We start from the raw sequence: 21,465 nt of genomic DNA, 5'->3' as shown, positions 1-21,465 counted from the left end.
GAACGAGATTGAACTAGAGGGTAGTCGACACCGCGTCAGAATGAATCCGCTTACGACTTTGAGGTCAAACTGACGTACTTCATCCGAAGTGCGTAGAGCATGTCACGCAGTACTGCTTGTTCTTCCGATGTCAGATTGCCCTTTGTCTTCTCTTCCAAGACGGAGAGCAAGTCGATGATTTCTTTCGCTTGCGGCAAATTGACTGGCAGGGGAGATTGCTGCGGATCTAATTGTTCTCCCATTAACATCAACGACGAGCTGCCGAGGGAAATCACAAAGGACGAAAAGGTGACCGGAACACCGGAACTCTCTGAAGAACTCGATGGAGAAGTTGATGAGGATGAGCCATGATCCTGGGCAGGTGACACTCCGGACGAGGCGGCCGAGGGACGACCAGTCCCACTGGCTCCCCGTCGATCCCGAATGACAAATCCTTCGTCTTTTTCAGTTGCCACGAGTCGATTCTCCGCACAAAACGCAGGCGAGGTACCCTACCATAGGGCCTAGGGGGGCGCAAGCCAGCGAGCGCCGTTGAAGCCGATCTGGAACGGGGTATAATGGGCACCTCGGTTGATATCCGAGCCAAGCTTCACATTGCGACGACGATGTCAGAATCGTTCAGCAAACTTGTTCGCTTGATGGCCACATTACGGGCTCCCAATGGGTGTCCCTGGGATCGGAAGCAGACCCATGAGTCACTCAAACCCTACCTGCTCGAAGAAGCCTATGAGGTCCTGGACACGATCGACCACCAAGACCGGGCGAAACTCGTGGAAGAATTGGGCGATGTGCTGCTCCAAGTAATCTTCCACAGTCAAATCGCCGCCGAAGCGAAGCGCTTCACGATCGACGATGTCATCGAACAACTCTCGGACAAGCTGATTCGTCGCCATCCCCATGTCTTCGGAAACGGCTCTCCCGACCAACAGCCAACCACTGCAGAACAGGTCGTGCATCGCTGGGAAGATATCAAACGGGCCGAGCGTCAAGCGTCTGGGCGGTCAGCCTCCATCCTCGACGATATCCCGAAGACGTTGCCGGCCCTGCTCCGAGCCTTTCAAGTCCAAGCACGGGCGGCGCGTGTCGGATTCGACTGGACCCACGATGCGGCCGGATTCGACCAAGTCTTGAGCAAGATCGAAGAGGAAATTCGCGAACTCCGTATGGCGGTGCGAGCGCCTGCGTTCGAGCCAGGTGCGAATGACACCTCCACGACATCATCTCGGCAGGATCAGATTACGGCTGAATTCGGCGATGTGCTTTTCTCGCTCGTCAATCTGGCTCGGTTTCTCAAGGTGAATCCGGAGGATACGCTTCGCCTGGCGACAAACCGCTTCTCGGACCGATTCCATTACATCGAAAGTCAGGCGAAGGCCGCCGGGCGGACCATCAACGAGTTGTCCTTCGCTGACATGGACCGCCTCTGGGAAGAAGCCAAAAGCGGTCGCGCCAATCAGCCGGGACTGTCGACACAGACGCAGCCATCAACCAGCACGGAAGACTGAACCGATGAGCGATAATCAAGGGCCTTACGAGGAAGGGAAGCGCGCCGGGATCCATCCGCTCGTCGTTGTATTCGGAGTTCTGCTCGGACTCTGGTTGTTCATCGCCCTCATCGTGCCGAGTTCGAAAAACAAACAGGCTACGGGAACCGAAGGACCCAACGTTCCGCTGGTTGAAGACCCTGAAGCAGCCCCGGTCATTTTTAAAGTCGAGGCCACCGTACCAGAGATGAATGCCATCAGTCTCATCGTTCCTCCGCAAGCCACCGACAGCCAAGTCGTCGGACTCTTGAAACGATTGCGCAAGGAACGGCTAGAAGGAACGTTGGCGGATGTGCTTCCCGCGACAACGCCTGGACACAAGCTCGGTAATCACGCGGTTGCGGACATTTATATCGTGTCGGACCCGAAATACGCACAGCGGGAAGCGATCCGTACGCTCGCGCGAGGAGCACATGCCCCGGGAAATCTGTACCCACAAGCGATTCCTTTCGAGGTTGCGATGGAAGAGATTCGTGGACACTATCGAATTGATCTGAATAATACCGGGAGCCCTGACTCGGCATCACTCGGACTGGCTGATGAATCAGGCGTGCATTCCAACCACTATCGAAAAGTCTTTTAGCGATCGATCCCGCGCATTTCCTGAAAATTCTGGCTGTTTCTGTCCCCAAGACAAAAACGATTCACGTGCCCGTCCTTAGGGAAATTCCCACGCCACAACATCTAGTGGAATGTAGGCGCCTTCACCCAATGCCTAAATCTTGTGCAGGTTGCTGAGCCCGTGATCATTGCTAGCGATCAGTCGAAAGGGCAGACGTTTTCCACAGGCTTGTCCACAGAATCTGTGATTGGAGAAAGTGCAATCACTCTTCGTAAAATTCGAATCGATGTGACCGTTGAACCAAACAGGCTCAACCCGTACGTGGAGCGATAGCTTATAGCTTCACCCGTTCTGCAATCTCCGCTCGAAGCGCCGGTTGTTGCTCTGTCGCCCAGCGCTCGAGCCGAGAGAAGAAATGCCCGAATTCACCGACGAATGGCGGAATCATCACGTCGCGTCGGTCCGACAGGTTGCCTTCCTCGTCCATGATGCGGAGTTTTTCATCGGCGATCTTCCGCGACAATATTTGTGTCACCAACAGTTGTTGACCGGGTGAGCCAGACAACGTCCCGACGATCTTGCTCTTCAGCACCTCGAGTTCCTCCGCAATCGCCACCTTCACCCGAATCGCGTGGGGCATCGGCCACGTAGCCCGCAAGACTGCATAGTCATACGAAAACACGGCTTCTTTCGGTTCTCGAAACGGTCCGCTAACCCCTGAAATCTTGAGACGATTATCCATCATGTCCTCACTGAAGCCTTGAATTTCTTACGCGACTCGAGGCTCTGGATCCCCAGACAAATAACGCATAACACGATGGGCGGCAAGGGTTCCATCTCGGATACAGTCCGGGATACCTACCCCTCGATAGGCCGCACCCGTAAGAGCCAGCCCGCCGTATCGACTTAGAGCTGCCTCGATCTGCTTGAGGCGATCGAGATGGCCGATGGTATATTGGGGCATTGCTTTCATCCAGCGATTCACTTCCACGAAATGTGGCTCTGCCGTCAGACCACAGAGAGCAGCTAGCTCAGACCGAACCCGGGCGATGAGGGTATGGTCTTCTAATTCAAGAAGCGCTTCACGGCCGACTCCTCCGACATAGCATCGGATCAATACCTGTTCGGGAGGTGCACGGTGAGGCCATTTCAATGACGTCCAGGTGGCCGCAAGTAGATCGCGCCCTTCAACCCGTGGCACGACAAACCCAAACCCATCGATTATTCCTGCCACAGACAATCGAGGAAACGCCATGCTGATTGTCGCCGTGGAGGCGTAGGGAATGAGATCCAGCAACCCTCCTGCCATCGGCGTAAGCGGCCGAATGAGGTCGGCCGATACATAAGCCGGCGTCGCGAGGACAAGACTTTCGGTTGAGAGGGACGACCCATCCTTCAGAATCAGATCATACATCCAACGGTTCAGCTGATGAGACCGGACTCGGAGGGCTTCGACCGATGTGCCGGTTCGAAGTACGACACCCTGCTGTACCAGACGCTCGACTAGCGATGTTACGAGATCCGTGAGCCCGTTCTTAAGGCTGACAAACATCGTACGCTTGTTTCCGGGCGACCCCTTTTCCCATCGAGCCCGCTGCGCTGCCATCATGCCCCGAATCACGCTGCCGTACTGTAGTTCCAATTCAGGAAACCGAGGAAACGTGGCGGCCACACTCATCTCTCGCGCATCGCCCGCATAAATTCCGGCCATCAACGGTTCGATCAGCCGCTCGAAAGCCTCCCGACCAAACCGCCTCCGGAAGAATGACGCCAGCGATTCGTCTTCTCCTTCTCGTGGCCGTTTGGCGGGCAGCAGCACATCCAGGCTCATACGCGCCAATCCAGCCCAACTGAGCAGCCCGCTCCGAACAAACGGCCTCATCTGGCTGGGCGTCATCACCACCAGCCCTTCCGGCAACTCGCGCAGCCGTCCACGTGAATAGACGAACGCCTTTTTCCCCGTCTCATTCGTGTTGATAAGCTGTTCGGTCAGCCCCAGCTTGCCGCAGAGCTCAAGTCCGGCAGGTTTCTGGGAGAGAAACGAGTCAGGCCCGGCTTCAGCGACCAGATCGCCGACACGGTGCGTCACAATCTTTCCCCCCCAGGTGCCCCCCGCCTCAAGCACCGTACAACGGAGGAGCAGGCCGGCAGCTGCAGCTTGTTCTTGGAGGGCAAAGGCCGTGGCAAGGCCTGAAATTCCACCACCGATAATCGCCACTGTCCGAGGAGTGCTCACAAGTTACTGGACAAGAGAGGATTGGTGTGCAGCCAACACCGATACCAGTGCGTCAACAATCCCCGAAGAGGCATTCAGCATGGCCATACGCTCGAGATGCATTCCGCGACTGGCGGCATACTGCTTCAACTCAATATCGATGTCGTACAGCGTTTCCACATGGTCACAGAGAAACCCGATGGGGGCCACCAACACGTATCGATACCCTTCTCGAGCCAGCTCGTCTACGGCTGACTCGACCGTCGGCCCCAACCATCTCTCTCCCGACCGCCCTTGACTCTGATAGGCAAACCTCGTGGGAGTATCACCCAATTGACTTTTCACTGCTTCAACGGTTCCCCGTACTTCATCCGGATAGGGATCCTTCATCGCAACGATCCGTTCGGGAAGACTGTGCGCAGTAAAGAGAACCGGTACGTTCATTCGCACGTCGGCAGGGAATTTCAGCAAGCCCTCGCGGATATGTTCGACGATTGCGGCGATCAGCTTGGGATGCTGATGCCAACTGGCAACGTAACTCACTGGACACGTACTCTGCAGGGAGGCCCGCGCTTCGTCCACTTTCTTCCGATAGGCACCGGTGCTCAAAGACGACTGTTGGGGCGCCATGCAAAGACCGATGACCTGTTCAGGGTCATCGCCGAGCAGTTCAGCATAGGTCTCGTGAATAAAGGGATGCCAATGCCGCAACCCAACATACACCCGGTACCGTTCACCGCCTCGTTCGTTCAAACGCTCTTCCAGCTTTCTCGCCACCTCTTTCGTGATCCCGAAGGCCGGTGATCTTCCACCCGTTACTCGATATCGCTCACGAATTTCCCCCACAAGTTCAGGCGGCGTCGGTCGGCCCCCACGCACGTCGCGCAAGAACGGTTCAACGTTCTCCAGAGAATCGGGTCCTCCCATAGCCATCAACAGAATAGCAATCGGCCTACGTGATCCGGGCATAACATCATTAGGCGAGGGGCAAAGGGAAAAACTCAACCGAAAGACGCGGCTCATCGATTCCGTCCTCTCGCCTCACGCCCCTCGCGTTCCGGCTATCTCGCACTGAGCTTATGCACCATGTCGACCGCAGCAGCCACATGCTCGACCGGCGTGTTCGGCAGAATCCCGTGCCCCAGATTAAAGATATGGCCGGGCCGTCCTGCAGCCCGACGCAGGATGTCCTCCACTCGGCGTTCGATTTCATGCAACGGTGCAAACATAACCAACGGGTCGAGATTCCCTTGCACAGCCACGTCATGCCCGACCGTAGCCCAAGCTTCATCGAGATGAATCCGCCAGTCGACCCCAATTACATCACCGCCAGCCCGGCGCATTTGTCGGAGGATGGCCGACGTCCCCGTGCCGAAATAGATCAACGGGACACCTTCCCGTTTCAACCCTTCAAAAATGACGTGCACGTGAGGAAGGACATACTCTTCATAATCACCGGGCGCGAGACAGCCGACCCAGCTGTCGAAGAGTTGGATTGCCTGGGCCCCAGCTCTGATCTGTCGGCGCAAATAGCCCGTCACGACACGAGCCAACTTGTCCATGAGCTTGTGCCAAACATCCGGCTCTCGATACATCAGCTGCTTCGTGAGCACATAGTTCCGTGACCCACCCCCTTCGATCGCATAACTGGCTAACGTGAACGGAGCCCCCCCGAACCCGATCAGCGGCACTCGCCCGTTCAAGGCTTGGCGGGTCAGACTCACCGCCTCTGCAACGTATGCCAGTTCGTCGCCATCAATCACCTTGAGCCTCTCAACGGATCCGCGATCGGTGATCGGATTATGAATAACGGGGCCTTCGCCGTCGGCAAATTCGAGACTCAGCCCCATCGCTTCGAGCGGAAGCAGAATGTCCGCAAAGATGATGGCTGCATCAAGAGGGAATCGATCGATCGGTTGAAGCGTGACTTGCGCCGCCAGTTCCGGCGTCTTGCACAGCTCGAGAATCGAGTGTTTGGCTCGAAGCGAGCGATACTCGGCCATGTAGCGGCCGGCCTGGCGCATGAACCACACAGGGGTACAGTCCACCGGCTCGCGACGGCAGGCTCTTAAAAAGCGGTCATTCATCGGAGAGGTATTCTAGGGGGCCTGGATAGAGGGTGTCAAACAAGAGGCGAGTAGCCGATCCGCCCTCCGTAGAAGCCCTGAATGCGTCATCGGCAACAAAAGGTGGACAACCCGAACCGCTCCGCTACAATCGCTCTGATGCATGGTCTAGGCGGGCAAAAATCTTCTTGCCACTTTGGAGGCAGATACGTATATAATGTCTTCCCATTGAGTGCGGCCTGCCTTCTTGATCACCATTTAGCGCCGCGACATTACAGAAGCTAATCGGGATTCGGCGTGCTCATACACTGCCCGCCTGCAATCCCTGACCGTGGAGGTACTCGAATGTCCGACGTGCGTGTCCTACATCCCAGCAAAGCCCAGCATCTCTGGTTCACTATTCTTCGATGGGTCGATTCCTGGGCGGGACTTGAGCATATGAAGGTCGACGGGCCTCCTCGTATGGACTGGCTCCGCTGTATTCCCATTATCGCAGTCCATTTGATGTGTCTCGGTGTGATTTGGGTGGGATGGAGCTGGACTGCGATCGCCGTCGCAATCGCGTTCTATCTCGTTCGGATGTTTGCCATTACAGGCTGGTATCACCGATATTTTTCCCATCGTACCTTTAAAACTTCGCGGGCCTGCCAACTCGCCTTTGCCATTTTAGGCGGATCTTGCGCCCAGCGCGGACCGCTCTGGTGGGCCAGTCACCACCGCCATCACCATATCGCATCGGATTTACCGGACGATGTCCACTCGCCTCGCCAAGGGGGCTTTCTCTGGTCGCATATCGGATGGTTTACCTCGCAAACACATTTCGCGCCGCGCTTGAAAGCGATAGCGGACTTTGCCAAGTATCCTGAGCTGCGGTTTCTCGATCGATTCGACATCCTGGTCCCCACTGCCACGGGGTTTGCGATGTTCGGTCTGGGCAGACTCCTGGAAGCCTACGCGCCAAGCTTGGGTACCAATGGCCCGCAAATGCTGATTTGGGGGTTCTTTATCTCGACCGTCGTGTTGATTCATGGGACCTGCACAATCAACTCGCTGTCTCATGTGTATGGGTCGCAGCGATACGACACGGGCGACGACAGCCGAAACAATTTTTTCCTCGCGTTGATTACGCTCGGAGAAGGTTGGCACAACAACCATCACTACTATCCGGCCTCAACCAGCCAGGGCTTTTATTGGTGGGAAATCGACATCACCTACTACGGCTTGAAGGTCATGGAGTGGCTCGGTCTCGTCTGGGATATCCGCGATGTTCCAGAATATGTCCGCGACGGGAAGAGCAAGCAGGAAGCCATCGCCGTCTAGGCCCGCTTTATAAATCTAGACCCAATCAGCTTCCTCAGGAGAGGGACGGGCTGAGTCTCTCGGTGCCAACGTCTCGCGAATACGCCGGCTCTCGGGATCAATATCTGCTGCTTCAGAATCCGACACTACCCAGGCATCGGGTGGTTCCAATTCAATCCGATAATGATTCTGGCGGGTCGAAAACCACTCGATGTAGGGATGGGGCTCGAGATTGGGATGCGGATCGAAGGAGATGAGGTTGACCGTTCCAATCTGAGGATTTTCCATATCACCGATCACTTGCCCGGCTACATCGTCATCCTCGAAGCGACGGTTCCGAAACCGAATAACCTGGCCCGCGATATCCGATTTGAAATTCCCCCGCAAATACATCTCGACCGAACCGATCACCGCGAAGTGAATCCGCCCCACAACGGTTCCTGCCACGCGATTATCGAGAAAGCCTTCTCGGACCCAGCGGCTGTTCCCGAATTTTTGTGACACGTTCTCCTCCGCGAACTGTTGGTTGACGAGCTATGCCGTCTGCAGGGACTCAACCGACTTCGCTGCTCCACGCGGCTCGACCGCAAGCGCGCCGATGACAACGGCGGCTACAATCAATCCACTTCCAATCCACCCTTTGAGGTCCATTGATTCGCCGAGAAAATACCAGGAGAGCCACGCCGCATAGACTGGTTCGGACGCAAAGACCAACGCGACCTGTTGCGCTGGAATCAACCGCTGTGCCCACATTTGCACCGCGAATGCCCCCGTCGCTAGGCCTCCCGTAATTCCTAAGCCCACCAAGAGCGCCGTCGTCGGAGCAAATGACTCAGCCGGTGCCCTTTCGAGTACCATCGCAGGAAATAAGATGCCTGCCATCGCTACCATCTGCCAGGTAAACAAGGAGGGCGCATCCACTTCACGAGTAAAACGTTCGAGACAGGCGATGTGCCCCGCGAACGCTACCGCACAGCCGAGCGTAAGGAGATCACCAGCATTGATCGCGATCGTCGGCTTGATCAAAAGCCAGAGCCCTCCCATCGCGATCGTCGTCGCGATCCAGACACGCCGACCGAACCGGCGCAGTATGAGTGGCACGAAGACTACATAAAGGGCGGTAATAAATGCGGAGTTCGATGCGGTCGTATACCACAGTCCAACGGTCTGAAGCAGATAGCCGAGAAACAGCCACACCGTGGCAATGGCGCTGGCCCGAAGAACCGATCGCTCACGACGGAATGGAAACCCTAACAGAACCATCCCGGTCACGACCAAGAAAGCCCCCAAGCAAAACCGAAGAAAGAGAAAGGATAGAGGGGGAATTTGCTCCAGCACGACTTTGGTGGCGGGAAAGGTCGCACCCCAGATGAGAGTTGTCAGAAGGAGCGCTAAGCGAGGCATAGGAGTTAGGAAGTGCTGAGTGCTGAGGATCTAGAAAACGGCTTCGCTCTGTGGAACTCAGCACTCAGTTCTCAGCACGGCGCTGCACGTCGTTAGGGTTTACAGAGAGGACAGCGTCGTTGCTCGTTCGTTCCCGCCTGTTCCATGGCTAAAAGGGCGCGTTCCTTGTCAGGATAATCAAACCAGCCCCCTTCCCAGAAATCGCTCGACAAATGAGTCGAAGGCACCTCCGAACATCGGTCCTTGTGCAAGGTCACGCGATCAATTCCTCGCGCGATATGAATCCAATAGACCATGGGGACTAGCTGGCAGTGAGGTGTGTGGGATAAGGGACGTCGGTTGATTTGCTATCTTGGCTAAAGTCCCTTTCCTACACGGTCACCGATTAAGGCAGGAGCTGCCATTCATCTTTTTCGATGAAAACCTTCACGCCGGTTTCGAGTTTCTTCACATCGTCTTTTTCGAAGAGCCGCAAGTACCGCTTGATCCGATCCGGATCGTCGATCCGTTCCTCCTGCATCAGCCCATTATGCCCCTTATACTTCCGAATCAACAACGACATCGACATCTCCCTCCTTCACACCCCTAGTTTCCGAACCAGGGAAGTGTGCTACAATAAGCGAAAATTCGGCGGATGGTCAAGGGCGCCTTACGGCGCGGGTCGGCTACGATCATAAGGAGAGCGACGATGCCAATCTACGAGTACCGTTGCGGGCAATGCGAGAAACAGTTCGATGCTACTCAATCGGTCCATGCCCGGCAAGAAGACACCGTCTGCCCATTTTGTCAGGCTCAACAGGCAACGAGATTGCTCTCCGCGTTCGCCTCCAAGGTGGTGGGCACTCATAAGCCGGGGTTTTCAGAAATGAAAGCGTACGATATGCTCAACGAGCGTAAGGCGAAGTTTTCTAAGCTCCCGCCGGTGTTTGGAAAGCGCACGCCCCCTCCCCCGATGGACGCCGTGGCCTCAGGCTCCCCTCCAATCAACAAGATAGATCCGTCAAAATCCTGAATACGCCGCAGGCTGTCCGTTGAATTTTCCGTCTCCCCATCGCGCTGACATCCGAATCGACAAGCGAGGTACGCGCATGGCTCTGTGGTTTGTCTTCCTCTTTGGTTTCAGTCTCGCCCTGTATGGACCCGTCCTCCCCCTCGCCTTTGCCGAAGTTTCCGGTAATCTCGTGATCGCGGGCAATGGGCCGGAATTGACGACTATTGAACCGCTGGCTCGTGCGTTCGAGAAAGCGAATCCGCGAGCTTATGTCGACGTGCTCTGGGATGAGAATTCCAAACCTGTCGAAATGGTCAAGTCCGGCCAGGCGCAGTTTGCTGTGACTGGGGCCGATGATTCCCGATTAGTCTCGACCCTGATTGCATGGGATGGGATCGGAGTGATGGTTCACCTCTCGAATTTCACCAAAGAAGTCACAAAGCAGGAAGTAGCCGATATTTTTTCTGGCAAGGTCAGAATGTGGTCTGAGCTGGGAGGTCCGGAGACGAAAATCCTGGTAATCGATCGTCCCCGCAATCAGAATATCCGCGAGGCCTTCGAATCGCAGCTTGGTATCACGGGAAAAATCACGGATTCAGCCAAAGTGATTGGTCGAGACGACAAGGTGATTAAGACTGTCGTCGGCACGCTTCCTCCGCTGTCCGCTGTCTCTTATCTATCAATGAGCCAGGGTTTGTCGGTGGTGTCGGGAGGCGTTGCAGTGCGGTTGCTTCCGATTGATAAAGTAGAGCCGGAGATTCCAACTGTGAAGGACGGCCGCTATCCCCTGAGACGACCGGTGTTGTTGCTGTCCCAGAAAGACCCTCATCTGGTGGCTGAGGCGTTCAAACAATTCGCGCTTTCATCGGCCGGCCAAAAAATCATTGCCGAGACTTATGTCCCTGTTAGTGAGAAATGATTATTCGTTCTTACTCAAGGAGGTTCATATGTGTACATGGCGATCATCGGTCCTCATGGTCATCGGACTCGCCGGCTGGCTCCTTTTCCCCCCGCCCACATTCGCAGCCGATCAGGAAGGAGCGGTGGTGGAAGGAACCGGTTTCTCTCTATTCGATACCGAATCCATTAAGGGATTTGACGCTGAAAAAGTCCAGCGAGACCCGACCTGCGACCGTACCAAGCGACCGCGAATTGCCAAAGTGGAGCCGGACGAGGCCAAACCTGGTGACAAGGTGGTCATAACGGGCGAAAATTTCGGCACGAAGGAATGTTTCCACACCGTAACTTTCAGTGCCGCGTCAAAAACCCCGGTGGACTTTAAGTATGTCAGCGACACGTCGATCGAAGCCACGGTTCCTGAAGCGAAGGCCGGCATGTCTTTTATCATTATCGTCGCTGGCGGCGGAAGTGCTCAGTCGAAACCTCTTTTGATCAAGTCCAAGTAAGATCCCCCAGAGGCTCGGCGGCACTCTCGCATTCCGAGCCTCTCGTCTCACCTCACCCCGTCTGTGTCCGCTCAACTCCTTGTGTTCTCTCGACAACTGTCTGGGTCCTATGCTAGCGTACGCCCGCTTTTCCACCGGTCTACATTCTCGTGGAACGCCGAATGGATTCTGAGGTAAGACCGCGTATGTTCAAGAAGATTTTGGTCGCCAACCGCGGCGAAATCGCGATGCGGATCATCCGCGCCTGCCGCGAGCTCAACATCGCGACCGCAGCCATCTATTCCGAAGCCGACTCAACCGGCATTTACGTCAAGAAGGCCGACGAGGCCTATGCGGTCGGTCCTGGGCCGGTCAAAGGGTTTTTGGACACCCAACAGATCGTCGATCTTGCCCAACGCATCGGCGCCGATGCGATTCACCCAGGATATGGTTTCCTTTCGGAAAACGCGCAGTTCGCTCAGCTCTGCCAGACGTCCGGCATCACGTTTATCGGTCCGTCCCCTCACGCCATCGAATTGATGGGCAACAAGGTCAAGGCGCGTGAATTGGCGAAGCAGGTGGGCGTGCCGATTGTGCCGGGCACGGAACAGGGTGTGACTCACGTCAAGGATGCGCTTGCCTTCGCCAAACAGGCCGGCTACCCCGTGATGATTAAAGCCAGCGCCGGAGGCGGAGGGCGCGGTCTTCGAGTCGTCAGGTCAGACACCGAACTTCGCGAGAAAATCGAGGTCGCGGGACGAGAAGCACAGGCCGCGTTCGGCGACGGTAGCGTGTTCATAGAGAAGTATATCGAGCGCCCCCATCACATCGAGTTCCAGATTCTGGCCGATCGACACGGCAACATTATCCACCTGGGTGAGCGCGATTGCTCGATCCAACGGCGTCATCAGAAGCTGATCGAGATTGCTCCTTCGCTCATCTTGACAGCCCGACTCCGCACCGAGATGGGAGAAGCAGCGACAGCGATCGCGCGCGGGGTGCACTACGACAACGCGGGGACGGTGGAGTTCCTCCTTGACCAGGAAGGCCGCTACTACTTCATTGAGATGAACCCGCGGATCCAGGTCGAACATACCGTCACGGAGCAGATCACTGCGATCGATATCGTGCGCAATCAGATTGCCATTGCCGCGGGGAAGCCGCTCGATATCCGACAAGAAGATGTCACGCTTCAAGGGCACGCCATCCAATGCCGCATCAACGCCGAGGATCCAAAGAATAATTTCCGCCCTTGCACTGGGACTGTCACCGCGTACCTCTCACCCGGCGGCATCGGCGTACGGATCGACGGAGCCGTGTACAAAGACTACATTATCCCCCCTTACTATGATGCTCTTCTGGCCAAGCTCACCGTGCGGGGCCGTACCTGGGAAGAAACCGTCAGCCGCATGAGGCGATCATTGGAAGAATATGTGCTGCGAGGGGTGAAAACGACGATTCCGTTCATGAAGACCATCATGCAGGATCCGGACTTTCTGGCAGGCCGCTTCGACACGTCCTACCTCGAAACCCATCCTGAACTCTTCAACTACGACGAGTTCGAACAGCCGGAGGATTTGGTACTGGCCATATCAGCGGCGATTGCGGCCTATGAAGGACTCTAGCCGGACCTAACGGTCACACGCGAACCCCAAACCTCGAAGAAAAGACTCAACGAGACCGATGCCGATGCGACGATCGCACACGAAAAAAACAGCGGGAAGAAGAAAGCAGCATGCGAGCCACGCGATTCGCACGTCCAAAGGACGAACGCCTCGAAGGGAGAGCCTCACGATCCAACCGGCCCCTGGCAAGCCGATTCTTATCACTGACGTCGCCCTTCGCGACGGCCATCAATCCCTCTTGGCCACGCGCATGCGAACGGAAGACATGTTGCCTATCGCCCAAAAGCTCGATGCCGTCGGATACTGGTCGTTGGAAGTCTGGGGCGGTGCGACGTTCGATACCTGCCTGCGCTTTCTCAAGGAAGATCCCTGGGAGCGCCTGCGTGCACTCCGAGCCGCCATGCCCAATACCAAACTACAGATGTTGCTCCGAGGGCAGAACCTGGTCGGCTACCGTCACTATGCCGACGACGTGCTTGAGCGCTTTATCGAACGGTCGGCGGCCAACGGCATCGACGTGTTTAGAATTTTCGACGCGCTCAACGACATTCGCAACCTGGACCGAGCTATTCGTGAAGTGAAGGCCTGCGGGAAGCATGTGGAAGCGGCCATCTGCTACACCGTGAGCCCCGTCCACAGCGTCGACCGGTATGTCGACCTCGCACGTCAGATGGAAGACCTCGGAACCGACACGCTGTGCATTAAGGATATGGCAGGCCTCCTGGCCCCGCTCGATGCTTATCAGCTGGTGCGCCGGCTCAAAGCGGCCGTCAAGGTCCCGATCCATCTCCATACCCATTACACGTCCGGCATGGCCTCGATGGCATCTCTCATGGCGATCCTGGGGGGGCTCGATATGCTCGACACCGCCATCTCTCCGTTGGCAGGTGGAACCTCGCACCCTCCGACTGAAACGATGATTGCCTCTCTGCGCGAGACACCGTATGACACCGGCTTGGATCTGGCCACCTTTCAACCGATCACCGAACACTTCCGGACCGTCCGCAGAAAGTATCGACAGTTCGAGAGCGATTTTACCGGCGTGGATGCAGAAATTCTGACTTCTCAGATCCCCGGAGGCATGCTGTCCAATCTGGCCGCACAATTGACCGAGCAGAACGCCCTTGAGCGCATGAAGGAAGTCCTTGACGAAGTCCCGCGCGTGAGGAAAGAACTGGGCTATCCGCCGCTCGTGACCCCTACCAGCCAGATCGTTGGCACGCAGGCGACCCTCAATGTCCTCACGGGCGAACGATACAAGGTCATCACGACCGAAACCAAAAACTATTTCCTCGGTTTCTACGGGCGCGCACCGGGCCCAGTCGATGCCGACGTCATGGCTCGGGCGATCGGAAACGAAGACCCCATTCGAACTCGACCAGCCGATCGGCTCGAACCAGAGCTAGAAGCGATCAGGAAAGATCTGCCACCGTCCGCTACGACCGTTGAGGACCAGCTGTCATTCGCACTTTTTCCGGCGATCGCCCGGGATTTCTTTGACGCCCGAGAAAAAGGCGAGCTGACGCCGGAGCCGCTGGAAATGTCCTCGCCAAAAGGCCCCGCCGTTGCTCATGAGCTGCATCTCGCGCCGGTCGAGTTCAACGTGAACGTGCACGGAGAAACCTATCACGTGAAAGTGTCGGGGTCCGGCCGAAAGACCGACGGTCGTAAACCGTACTACATTCGTGTCAACGACAAGTTGGAAGAAGTGTCCCTCGAAACGATCCAGGAAGTGCTCACCGGCGTACCGGAAGCACCCGACACGGGAACCGGTTCAAAACCGAAACGGCCGAAACCGACCAAGCCGGGCGATGTGGCCCCCCCCATGCCGGGACGAGTTGTACAGGTACTCGTTCACAAGGATGCCGTTGTGAAGGCCGGCGATCCCTTGCTGATCATTGAAGCGATGAAGATGGAAAGTCGTATTCCGGCTCCGATCGACGGGAAAGTGACCGCGATCCTCGTCGCCGAAGGTGATAACGTCAAAACGGATGAGACGCTCATCCAGCTCGAATAACCTGGTCACCCCTGACCATGGACGCTCGACCCCTCATCCAGGTCACATCTGTTTCCTGCTCATTCTAGGATGGTCGATCATGTTCACCTTGGGCAGCTGTGCATCGACATCGTCAATTCCCCCATGGTTCGAGGCACTCGAGCGAATTCCGATCAAAACCGTTACGGTCAACGGGCAACGAATAGCCTACCTCGACGTCGGCCAGGGTCAGCCGGTGCTGTTGATTCATGGGTTCGGTGGATCGATGTGGCAGTGGGAACACCAGCAAACGCCCCTCTCGACGAAGTTCCGAGTCATCACCCCCGATCTGGTCGGAGCAGGACTGTCTGATAAACCCGAGATCGACTACCGGCCCGACGAGCTTCTGGCCTTCCTGATTGGATTCATGGATGCGTTGCAGATCACTCAAGCCGACGTGGTCGGCAACTCGATGGGAGCGGGGCTCGCCATCGGGATGGCCCTCGACCATCCCACCCGTGTCTCGAATCTCGTGCTGATTGACGGCCTTCCCGCCCGCGTGATGGATCATCTCGCCAGTCCCACGGTGCGCCGTGCGTTGGAGACGAGTACGCCCGCATGGGTCGTCTCGTTCGGCAATTGGCTCTTCGGATGGACCATGACCGAATCCATTCTGCAGGAATTCATTTACAACCCTGCCTTGATTACACCTGCCGTGCTGGATCGGTCGAATCGTAATCGTCAACGGCCGGGACAATTTCGCTCCCTCCTGACGACCGGCAAGAACCTTCCGATATGGGAAGAACAGTTCGCCCCACGGATTGGCAAGGTGACGCAACGCACGCTGATCGTGTGGGGCGAAGAAGATCGTGTGTTTCCGATCAAGGCGGGGGAGGCACTCCACCAGACGATAGCTGGGTCACGGTTCGTTCGGATACCCCGAGCCGGACACATTCCGCAATGGGAGCAGCCTGACCTGGTGAATGCAAAATTGCTCGGATTTCTTCAATCCTAAGAAATCGTTCCGATTCATTATTTCTGTCGTAGAATGGAACGGCCGTCGAGAGAAGATACGAAGGAGGGCACCATGGCCGATAATCGGTGGACGCTGGCAGTGGCCCTGCTTATTCTCCTGTTGAACGTTGGCTGTGGAAGCACGGGAGAGTCTGTTTTCCTCTACAAGAATCTTCCTGTTGCAAGCGGGACTGCCATCGCAGGAGACGGCCACACTGTGTTGTTCAAAGGCAGTCCGTCCGCCCTCTCGGGCACAGAGGTGACAATCGGCGACTCACTCCGGGATGTGAAGGTCACCCAAACCGATCTCTCGTTGATCAACGTAGCCGAGACGAAGGGCAAAGGGAAGGTTCGCATCATTAGTGTCGTTCCGTCGTTGGACACCAAAGTCTGCGAACAGCAAACGCACTACCTGAGCGAAAAGAACAAGGGCCTCGACAAGATGGTTGAACTCATCACGATCAGCATTGACACCCCGTTTGCTCAAAAACGGTTCGCCCAGGAGGCGAACATCGACAATGTGACGTTTCTCTCAGACTACCGTGGGGGGGATTTTGGGAAAGCCCATGGGCTCTTTCTGAAGGGGCCCCACGTTCTGGCGCGCGCGGTCATGGTCGTCGATGCCCAGAATAAAATACGCTATCTTCAGATTACTCCTGAACTAGGACAACTGCCAAACATGGATGAGGCATTTACCTTTGCCAGGTCATTGATCACGGCCAGTTGACCTGATGCAAGGTCGAGGTTAAGGTTCAGGTGTATTCTACGCCTCAACCTCACCCTCACCCTGAACCTTAGCCTTTCCACACGGGGCGTTCAATGGCACATTACGATCTTCTCGTAATCGGAACGGGGCCAGCAGGCCAAAAGGCCGCTGTACAGGCCGCCAAGCTCGGGAAAAAAGTCGGCATCATCGAGCGGAAAGAAGTCGTCGGCGGTGTCTGCATCAACACCGGGACGATCCCAAGCAAGTCCCTTCGCGAAGCCATCCTCTACCTCTCAGGATTCCGCCAGCGGAATTTCTACGGAGCAGATTACCGCCTTAAGCAAACCATCACGATCGTCGATTTGGCCTTTCGCTGCCAGCACGTTATCGCAAACGAAATTCAAATCGTGCAAAACCAAATGACCCGTAACTACGTCGACATGCTGTATGGGACGGCCAGCTTCGTCGATCCTCACCGACTACGCATTCAACAAACGACTGGTTCAGTCGAACATACCGCTGACTTTATTGTCATCGCCGTTGGCACAGAGCCGGCGAGACCCTCCCATGTCCCCTTTGACGGCGCCTCCATCATCGACACCGACGGCATTCTGACACTGAAGCGAGTCCCGACATCAATGGTCATCGTCGGTGGCGGTGTGATCGGGACCGAATATGCGTCAATCCTCGCCACGATGGGTGTCTCAGTGATTCTCATCGACAAACGGCCGCGCCTTCTCGAGTTCATGGACGCAGAGATCATCACCGCTCTCCAGCAGCAAATGAAAGACATCGGCGTCACGCTCTATCACGACGAAGAAGTCGTCGCCATTCGAAAAGAATCAGAGGGACAGATCCACGTAACGCTGAAGCAGGCCAGAGCGGTCACGGCCGAGACCTTGATGTACGCCATCGGACGAGTAGGAGCCACCGCGGACCTTAATCTGACGACCGTCGGGATCACCCCCGACGACCGTGGCCGCTTGACCGTGAACGAACATTTTCAAACCTCGGTCCCGCACATCTATGCCGCGGGGGACGTCATCGGATTTCCCGCCTTGGCCTCAACCTCCATGCAACAGGGGCGTCATGCGTCCTGCCATGCGTTTGGTCATCCGGATCGCACTGACACCGCGCTGTTGCCTTACGGCATCTATTCGATTCCCGAGATGTCCATGGTCGGACGTACGGAAGAGGACCTCATCAAGGCCGACGTGCCCTTTGGAGTGGGCATCGCGAGGTACCGGGAGATCGCCAGGGGCCAGCTCATTGGAGATGACCGTGGCATACTGAAGCTCCTCTTTCATCGCCAGACCCGAGAAGTTCTCGGCATCCATGCGATCGGTGAAGGGGCGACAGAATTGATTCACATCGGCCAGGCTGTCATGGCCTACCGTGGCAAGATCGACTATTTCATCGATACCGTTTTCAACTACCCCACATTGGCCGAGTGTTACAAGGTTGCCGCGCTCGACGGCATCAATCGCCTACCGAGGCCCTGGCCACCAGCCGATTGAAACTCGTGAAGCGTGATTCGTGAAACGTGAAACGCAAGCATCCCAATCGATTCTTGCGAAAGATGAGATACGCTTCACGAAAGACGGTACTCACAGAAGGAGTCATTGATGTCGTTCAGCAATCATCTGCGAAATCTGGTCAAGCCGATCTGGGACGCCCAACTCACCCATCCGTTCGTCGTCGCGTTGGGCAGGGGCACGTTGCCGGAGCGAAAATTCAAGTACTACATCCTGCAGGACGCGAAATTTCTCGGCGATCTCGCCCGAGTGTTTTCTGCCGGAGCACTAAAAGCGCCAGATTCAGAATCGGCTCTCCGCCTGACGAAGCTGGCTGAAGAGACGATCGTGGTCGAGCGCAGTCTTCACGAAGGGTACGGATCGCGCTGGAAGATGACCGCGAAGCAAATGACGACCGTCCCCATGTCGCCGACGAATTACGCCTACACCAGGCACATGCTAGCGGTCGTCCAATCAGGGTCTGCTGCTGAGATCACAGCCGTCGCCCTTCCTTGCGCCTGGATTTACTGCGTCGTCGGTCAGCATCTGCTCAGGAAAGGCCCGCCGCCCAAGAAACACCCGTACCGCGACTGGTTGATGCTCTACGCGTCACCGGAGTTCGCCGAAGTCCAGCGATGGATGAGGAAAAAGGTAGACCAGTGGGCAAGCACAGCTGGCAAGGAAGAAAAGAGGCGAATGGAAGAGGCGTTTGTGATCAGTTCACGGTATGAGTGGATGTTTTGGGAGATGGCATGGAACGAGGAAAAGTGGCCGGTGTAGAAATGTTCGCCTAGGGGTGGGATCGCCTCTTGTGCTCGCGGAACGCGGCACGCAAGAATGATCATAAAAACTAAGGGCGGTGCTCGTTCGACGCGCGCACGTTGAGGCAATCCCACCCCCAGCCCATACTACAGCCGTCCGCAGAGTGGGAGAGAAACGGGAAACTTACCTAGACAGACTTCCACAGCAAAGTATATATATTCAGCCGATTTTCCCGTCTTAGAGTGGACATTCAGAAACTATGAATGAGACATTGAAACAAGTCTTGACCATTGCCGGGTCGGATTCTGGAGGTGGTGCCGGCATACAGGCGGATATCAAAGCCATGTCGGCGAACGGTGTGTTCGCCATGTCGGTCATCACGGCAATCACCGCTCAGAACACGGAAGAAGTTACTGAGGTTTTTGATCTGCCAATATCGATCATTGCCGCGCAGATCGACGCCGTGTTCGACGATTTCGAAGTGGCCGCGGTGAAGACCGGCATGTTGTCTTCGACCGCGATTGTCGAGATCGTCGCCAAGATGTTGAAACCCCAGAATGTCACGAATCTGGTCGTCGATCCCGTGATGATCTCGAAGAGCGGCCATCCTCTGCTCAAGCCTGATGCGATCGAGGCTGTCAAAGAGCGACTCTTCCCCTTGGCCTTGCTCGTCACGCCAAACGTCCATGAGGCCCAACAGTTGTCCGGCATCGAGATCAAGACGCTCGCCGACGCGCGCCGAGCCGCAAAAGTCATTCATGGGTTCGGCTGCAGACATGTGTTAATCAAAGGTGGGCATTTACTGGCGGAACGGGCGACGGACCTCCTGTACGACGGACGATTCTTCGATGTCTTCACGGGCACGTTTATCGATACACCTCACACCCACGGCACTGGTTGCACGTTTGCCTCGGCCATCGCCGCCCACCTCGCGCGAGGCAAGTCTGTCCACGATGCGGTGCAGACCGCGAAAACCTATTTGACCGAGACGATCCGGCACGGCCTCGCAATCGGTCACGGGCAAGGGCCGACCAACCACTTCTATTTTCTCAACCCATGAGGAGATCCCGATGGCTCATCTCACCTTCCGTCCATTGACGTTTCTGTTGACCGGTTTCGGCTGGTTGGTCGTCTCGTCGATCGTGGGAGTTGCGATTCTCGTCGGTCTGGTGCACGGAACACCGCTCCCTCAATGGCTCCGGCTCGTCCATGTCCATGGAGCCTTAGTGGGGGGGGTCGCGCAGATGATTCTCGGAGGCTTCCTGGCCTTCATTCCCCCGCTCCTTATGACCGGCCAGAAGCAGCGGGACTCCCATCCGATTTTATTCTTGGTGATCAATCTCGGCGCCATCGGCATGATCACGGGGTTCTATCTTCGCAATCACACGGCCGTTGGCATCGCCGGGTTTCTTGTCGTGGCCTCATTTCTCTGGATCGCCCATAATGCCTGGTCGCAAGCACGCAAGAGTTTGAACAGTCCTCCGTTGAATCTGTGGTTCTATGCAGTCGCGCTTCTGGCTTTAATTACAGGACTGACCGCTGGTGAGATAATGGCCTTCCGACTGACCCAGGAATTCTACGGCCATGTCCGACTTGCCCACATCCACTTGAACATCCTGGGTTTTATCTCCCTCGCCATCATCGGCACGATGCACAATCTTCTGCCTACGGTGTTGAATGCGCCATTGTACAGTCCACGACTCGCACGGGCGGTCTTCATCATCCTGCCTATTGGAGTTGCTGTGCTAGTCGGAGGATTTCTGAATTCTTCTGTCCGGATTGAGATCGCTGCCGGAGTCATTCTCTTTTCAGGAGCCGTGCTCTATGCCGTGAATATGTTCAGAACCTGGCTGGCATCCGGACATACCGGTAACGCCGCTTCGGATCATCTCTTGCTCGGCACGTTTTTCCTGCTGCTCACGATTCTCCTTGGTATCCTGGTCGGTGCGAATAGCCTGTCCGATCCTCCCTTTATGCCCTATGGTTCGCTCCATCTCGTCGCTTACACACATATGGCACTGATAGGATTCATCCTCCAAACGATTTTCGGTGCCTTGTCCCATTTGGTGCCCATCACCCTTGCCGTCAGTCGAGTAGAGAGCAACAAGAAGCGCGGCCCATACCTCGAACAACTGACGGCGATTATCGATCGGTGGCGGAGCATCCAATTAGTCGGTCTCAGCTTCGGGTCAATAGGGCTGTCGGTTGTGGCCTTACTCACATGGGTGACACCCCTCAATGCTCCCTCCCTCCAAATCGCAACGTGGGTGACCACAAGCCTGCTGCTCTGCAGTCTTGCGCTCTTCTCCGCCAAACTCGCCTGGGTCGCCGGCCTGCATCCGCCGGAATAACGACCCTGGGTCACGTGATCATGTTTCGTTCATCTCCGTACCCTCGATCCTG

The 21,465-nt window shown here is 56.2% G+C and carries 22 protein-coding genes; 14 read left to right on the top strand and 8 right to left on the bottom strand.

The window, feature by feature from the left end; genetic code table 11:
• Positions 1–50: 50 nt before the first annotated feature.
• Positions 51–455: a DUF1844 domain-containing protein gene (locus tag VEI50_16910; GenBank protein HXX76813.1), complete on the bottom strand. Its 405-nt coding sequence runs from the start codon at positions 453–455 to the stop codon at positions 51–53.
• 102 nt (positions 456–557) lie between these two features.
• Here VEI50_16910 and mazG point away from each other — a divergent pair, with 102 nt between their 5' ends.
• Both mazG and VEI50_16900 read left to right on the top strand, forming a co-directional pair.
• Positions 558–1,505 (top strand): nucleoside triphosphate pyrophosphohydrolase, encoded by a 948-nt coding sequence (gene mazG, locus VEI50_16905; protein HXX76812.1) that lies wholly within the window; start codon positions 558–560, stop codon positions 1,503–1,505.
• Between the two features lie 4 nt (positions 1,506–1,509).
• The gene (locus VEI50_16900; protein ID HXX76811.1) at positions 1,510–2,127 is read left to right on the top strand and encodes a hypothetical protein; all 618 of its coding nucleotides are present in this window, start codon (positions 1,510–1,512) and stop codon (positions 2,125–2,127) included.
• A 313-nt stretch (positions 2,128–2,440) separates the two neighbouring features.
• Here VEI50_16900 and VEI50_16895 read toward each other — a convergent pair whose 3' ends face one another.
• The 4 genes from VEI50_16895 to hemE all read right to left on the bottom strand — a co-directional run bounded on the left by VEI50_16895 (position 2,441) and on the right by hemE (position 6,408).
• Complete coding sequence (locus VEI50_16895; protein HXX76810.1) at positions 2,441–2,851, bottom strand: hypothetical protein; 411 nt, start codon at positions 2,849–2,851, stop codon at positions 2,441–2,443.
• 24 nt (positions 2,852–2,875) lie between these two features.
• A complete protein-coding gene (hemG, locus tag VEI50_16890) occupies positions 2,876–4,342 on the bottom strand; it encodes a protoporphyrinogen oxidase (protein HXX76809.1) in 1,467 nt (488 codons plus the stop codon).
• Positions 4,343–4,345: 3 nt separating this feature from the next.
• Complete coding sequence (gene hemH / locus VEI50_16885; protein HXX76808.1) at positions 4,346–5,290, bottom strand: ferrochelatase; 945 nt, start codon at positions 5,288–5,290, stop codon at positions 4,346–4,348.
• A 92-nt stretch (positions 5,291–5,382) separates the two neighbouring features.
• Positions 5,383–6,408 carry a uroporphyrinogen decarboxylase gene (gene hemE / locus VEI50_16880; GenBank protein HXX76807.1) on the bottom strand — a complete coding sequence of 342 codons (1,026 nt, stop codon included), beginning with the start codon at positions 6,406–6,408 and terminating at the stop codon, positions 5,383–5,385.
• 324 nt (positions 6,409–6,732) lie between these two features.
• Between hemE and VEI50_16875 the strand changes: the two genes are divergently transcribed.
• Positions 6,733–7,707, top strand: a complete 975-nt coding sequence (locus VEI50_16875; GenBank protein ID HXX76806.1) for an acyl-CoA desaturase — start codon at positions 6,733–6,735, stop codon at positions 7,705–7,707.
• A gap of 15 nt (positions 7,708–7,722) precedes the next feature.
• Here the strand turns inward: VEI50_16875 and VEI50_16870 are convergent, their stop codons facing one another.
• From VEI50_16870 to VEI50_16860, 3 genes are all read right to left on the bottom strand, one after another.
• Positions 7,723–8,190 carry a hypothetical protein gene (locus tag VEI50_16870; protein HXX76805.1) on the bottom strand — a complete coding sequence of 156 codons (468 nt, stop codon included), beginning with the start codon at positions 8,188–8,190 and terminating at the stop codon, positions 7,723–7,725.
• A 30-nt stretch (positions 8,191–8,220) separates the two neighbouring features.
• Positions 8,221–9,090 carry a DMT family transporter gene (locus tag VEI50_16865; protein ID HXX76804.1) on the bottom strand — a complete coding sequence of 290 codons (870 nt, stop codon included), beginning with the start codon at positions 9,088–9,090 and terminating at the stop codon, positions 8,221–8,223.
• A gap of 385 nt (positions 9,091–9,475) precedes the next feature.
• The gene (locus tag VEI50_16860) at positions 9,476–9,652 is read right to left on the bottom strand and encodes a hypothetical protein (GenBank protein ID HXX76803.1); all 177 of its coding nucleotides are present in this window, start codon (positions 9,650–9,652) and stop codon (positions 9,476–9,478) included.
• 126 nt (positions 9,653–9,778) lie between these two features.
• Here VEI50_16860 and VEI50_16855 point away from each other — a divergent pair, with 126 nt between their 5' ends.
• The 11 genes from VEI50_16855 (at position 9,779) to VEI50_16805 (ending at position 21,413) form a co-directional block, all read left to right on the top strand.
• Positions 9,779–10,102 carry a zinc ribbon domain-containing protein gene (locus tag VEI50_16855; protein ID HXX76802.1) on the top strand — a complete coding sequence of 108 codons (324 nt, stop codon included), beginning with the start codon at positions 9,779–9,781 and terminating at the stop codon, positions 10,100–10,102.
• 76 nt (positions 10,103–10,178) lie between these two features.
• A complete protein-coding gene (locus VEI50_16850) occupies positions 10,179–11,000 on the top strand; it encodes a substrate-binding domain-containing protein (GenBank protein HXX76801.1) in 822 nt (273 codons plus the stop codon).
• A gap of 28 nt (positions 11,001–11,028) precedes the next feature.
• A complete protein-coding gene (locus VEI50_16845; protein ID HXX76800.1) occupies positions 11,029–11,487 on the top strand; it encodes an IPT/TIG domain-containing protein in 459 nt (152 codons plus the stop codon).
• Between the two features lie 185 nt (positions 11,488–11,672).
• Positions 11,673–13,091, top strand: a complete 1,419-nt coding sequence (gene accC, locus VEI50_16840) for an acetyl-CoA carboxylase biotin carboxylase subunit (protein ID HXX76799.1) — start codon at positions 11,673–11,675, stop codon at positions 13,089–13,091.
• Positions 13,092–13,155: 64 nt separating this feature from the next.
• Complete coding sequence (gene oadA / locus VEI50_16835) at positions 13,156–15,108, top strand: sodium-extruding oxaloacetate decarboxylase subunit alpha (GenBank protein ID HXX76798.1); 1,953 nt, start codon at positions 13,156–13,158, stop codon at positions 15,106–15,108.
• 79 nt (positions 15,109–15,187) lie between these two features.
• On the top strand, positions 15,188–16,081 hold the full coding sequence (locus VEI50_16830; protein HXX76797.1) for an alpha/beta hydrolase: 894 nt from the start codon (positions 15,188–15,190) through the stop codon (positions 16,079–16,081).
• Positions 16,082–16,153: 72 nt separating this feature from the next.
• Entirely contained in the window at positions 16,154–16,807 is a 654-nt protein-coding gene (gene tpx, locus VEI50_16825) for a thiol peroxidase (GenBank protein ID HXX76796.1), read from the top strand.
• A gap of 92 nt (positions 16,808–16,899) precedes the next feature.
• Positions 16,900–18,303, top strand: a complete 1,404-nt coding sequence (sthA, locus tag VEI50_16820; GenBank protein ID HXX76795.1) for a Si-specific NAD(P)(+) transhydrogenase — start codon at positions 16,900–16,902, stop codon at positions 18,301–18,303.
• Between the two features lie 108 nt (positions 18,304–18,411).
• Positions 18,412–19,080 carry a thiaminase II gene (tenA, locus tag VEI50_16815; GenBank protein HXX76794.1) on the top strand — a complete coding sequence of 223 codons (669 nt, stop codon included), beginning with the start codon at positions 18,412–18,414 and terminating at the stop codon, positions 19,078–19,080.
• A gap of 241 nt (positions 19,081–19,321) precedes the next feature.
• Positions 19,322–20,122: a bifunctional hydroxymethylpyrimidine kinase/phosphomethylpyrimidine kinase gene (gene thiD, locus VEI50_16810; protein HXX76793.1), complete on the top strand. Its 801-nt coding sequence runs from the start codon at positions 19,322–19,324 to the stop codon at positions 20,120–20,122.
• Positions 20,123–20,132: 10 nt separating this feature from the next.
• The gene (locus tag VEI50_16805; GenBank protein ID HXX76792.1) at positions 20,133–21,413 is read left to right on the top strand and encodes a cbb3-type cytochrome c oxidase subunit I; all 1,281 of its coding nucleotides are present in this window, start codon (positions 20,133–20,135) and stop codon (positions 21,411–21,413) included.
• Positions 21,414–21,465: the final 52 nt, after the last annotated feature.

Source organism: Nitrospiraceae bacterium (genome assembly GCA_035623075.1).
GTDB lineage: Bacteria > Nitrospirota > Nitrospiria > Nitrospirales > Nitrospiraceae > DASPUC01.
This window is presented reverse-complemented; position numbering and strand designations above follow the sequence as displayed.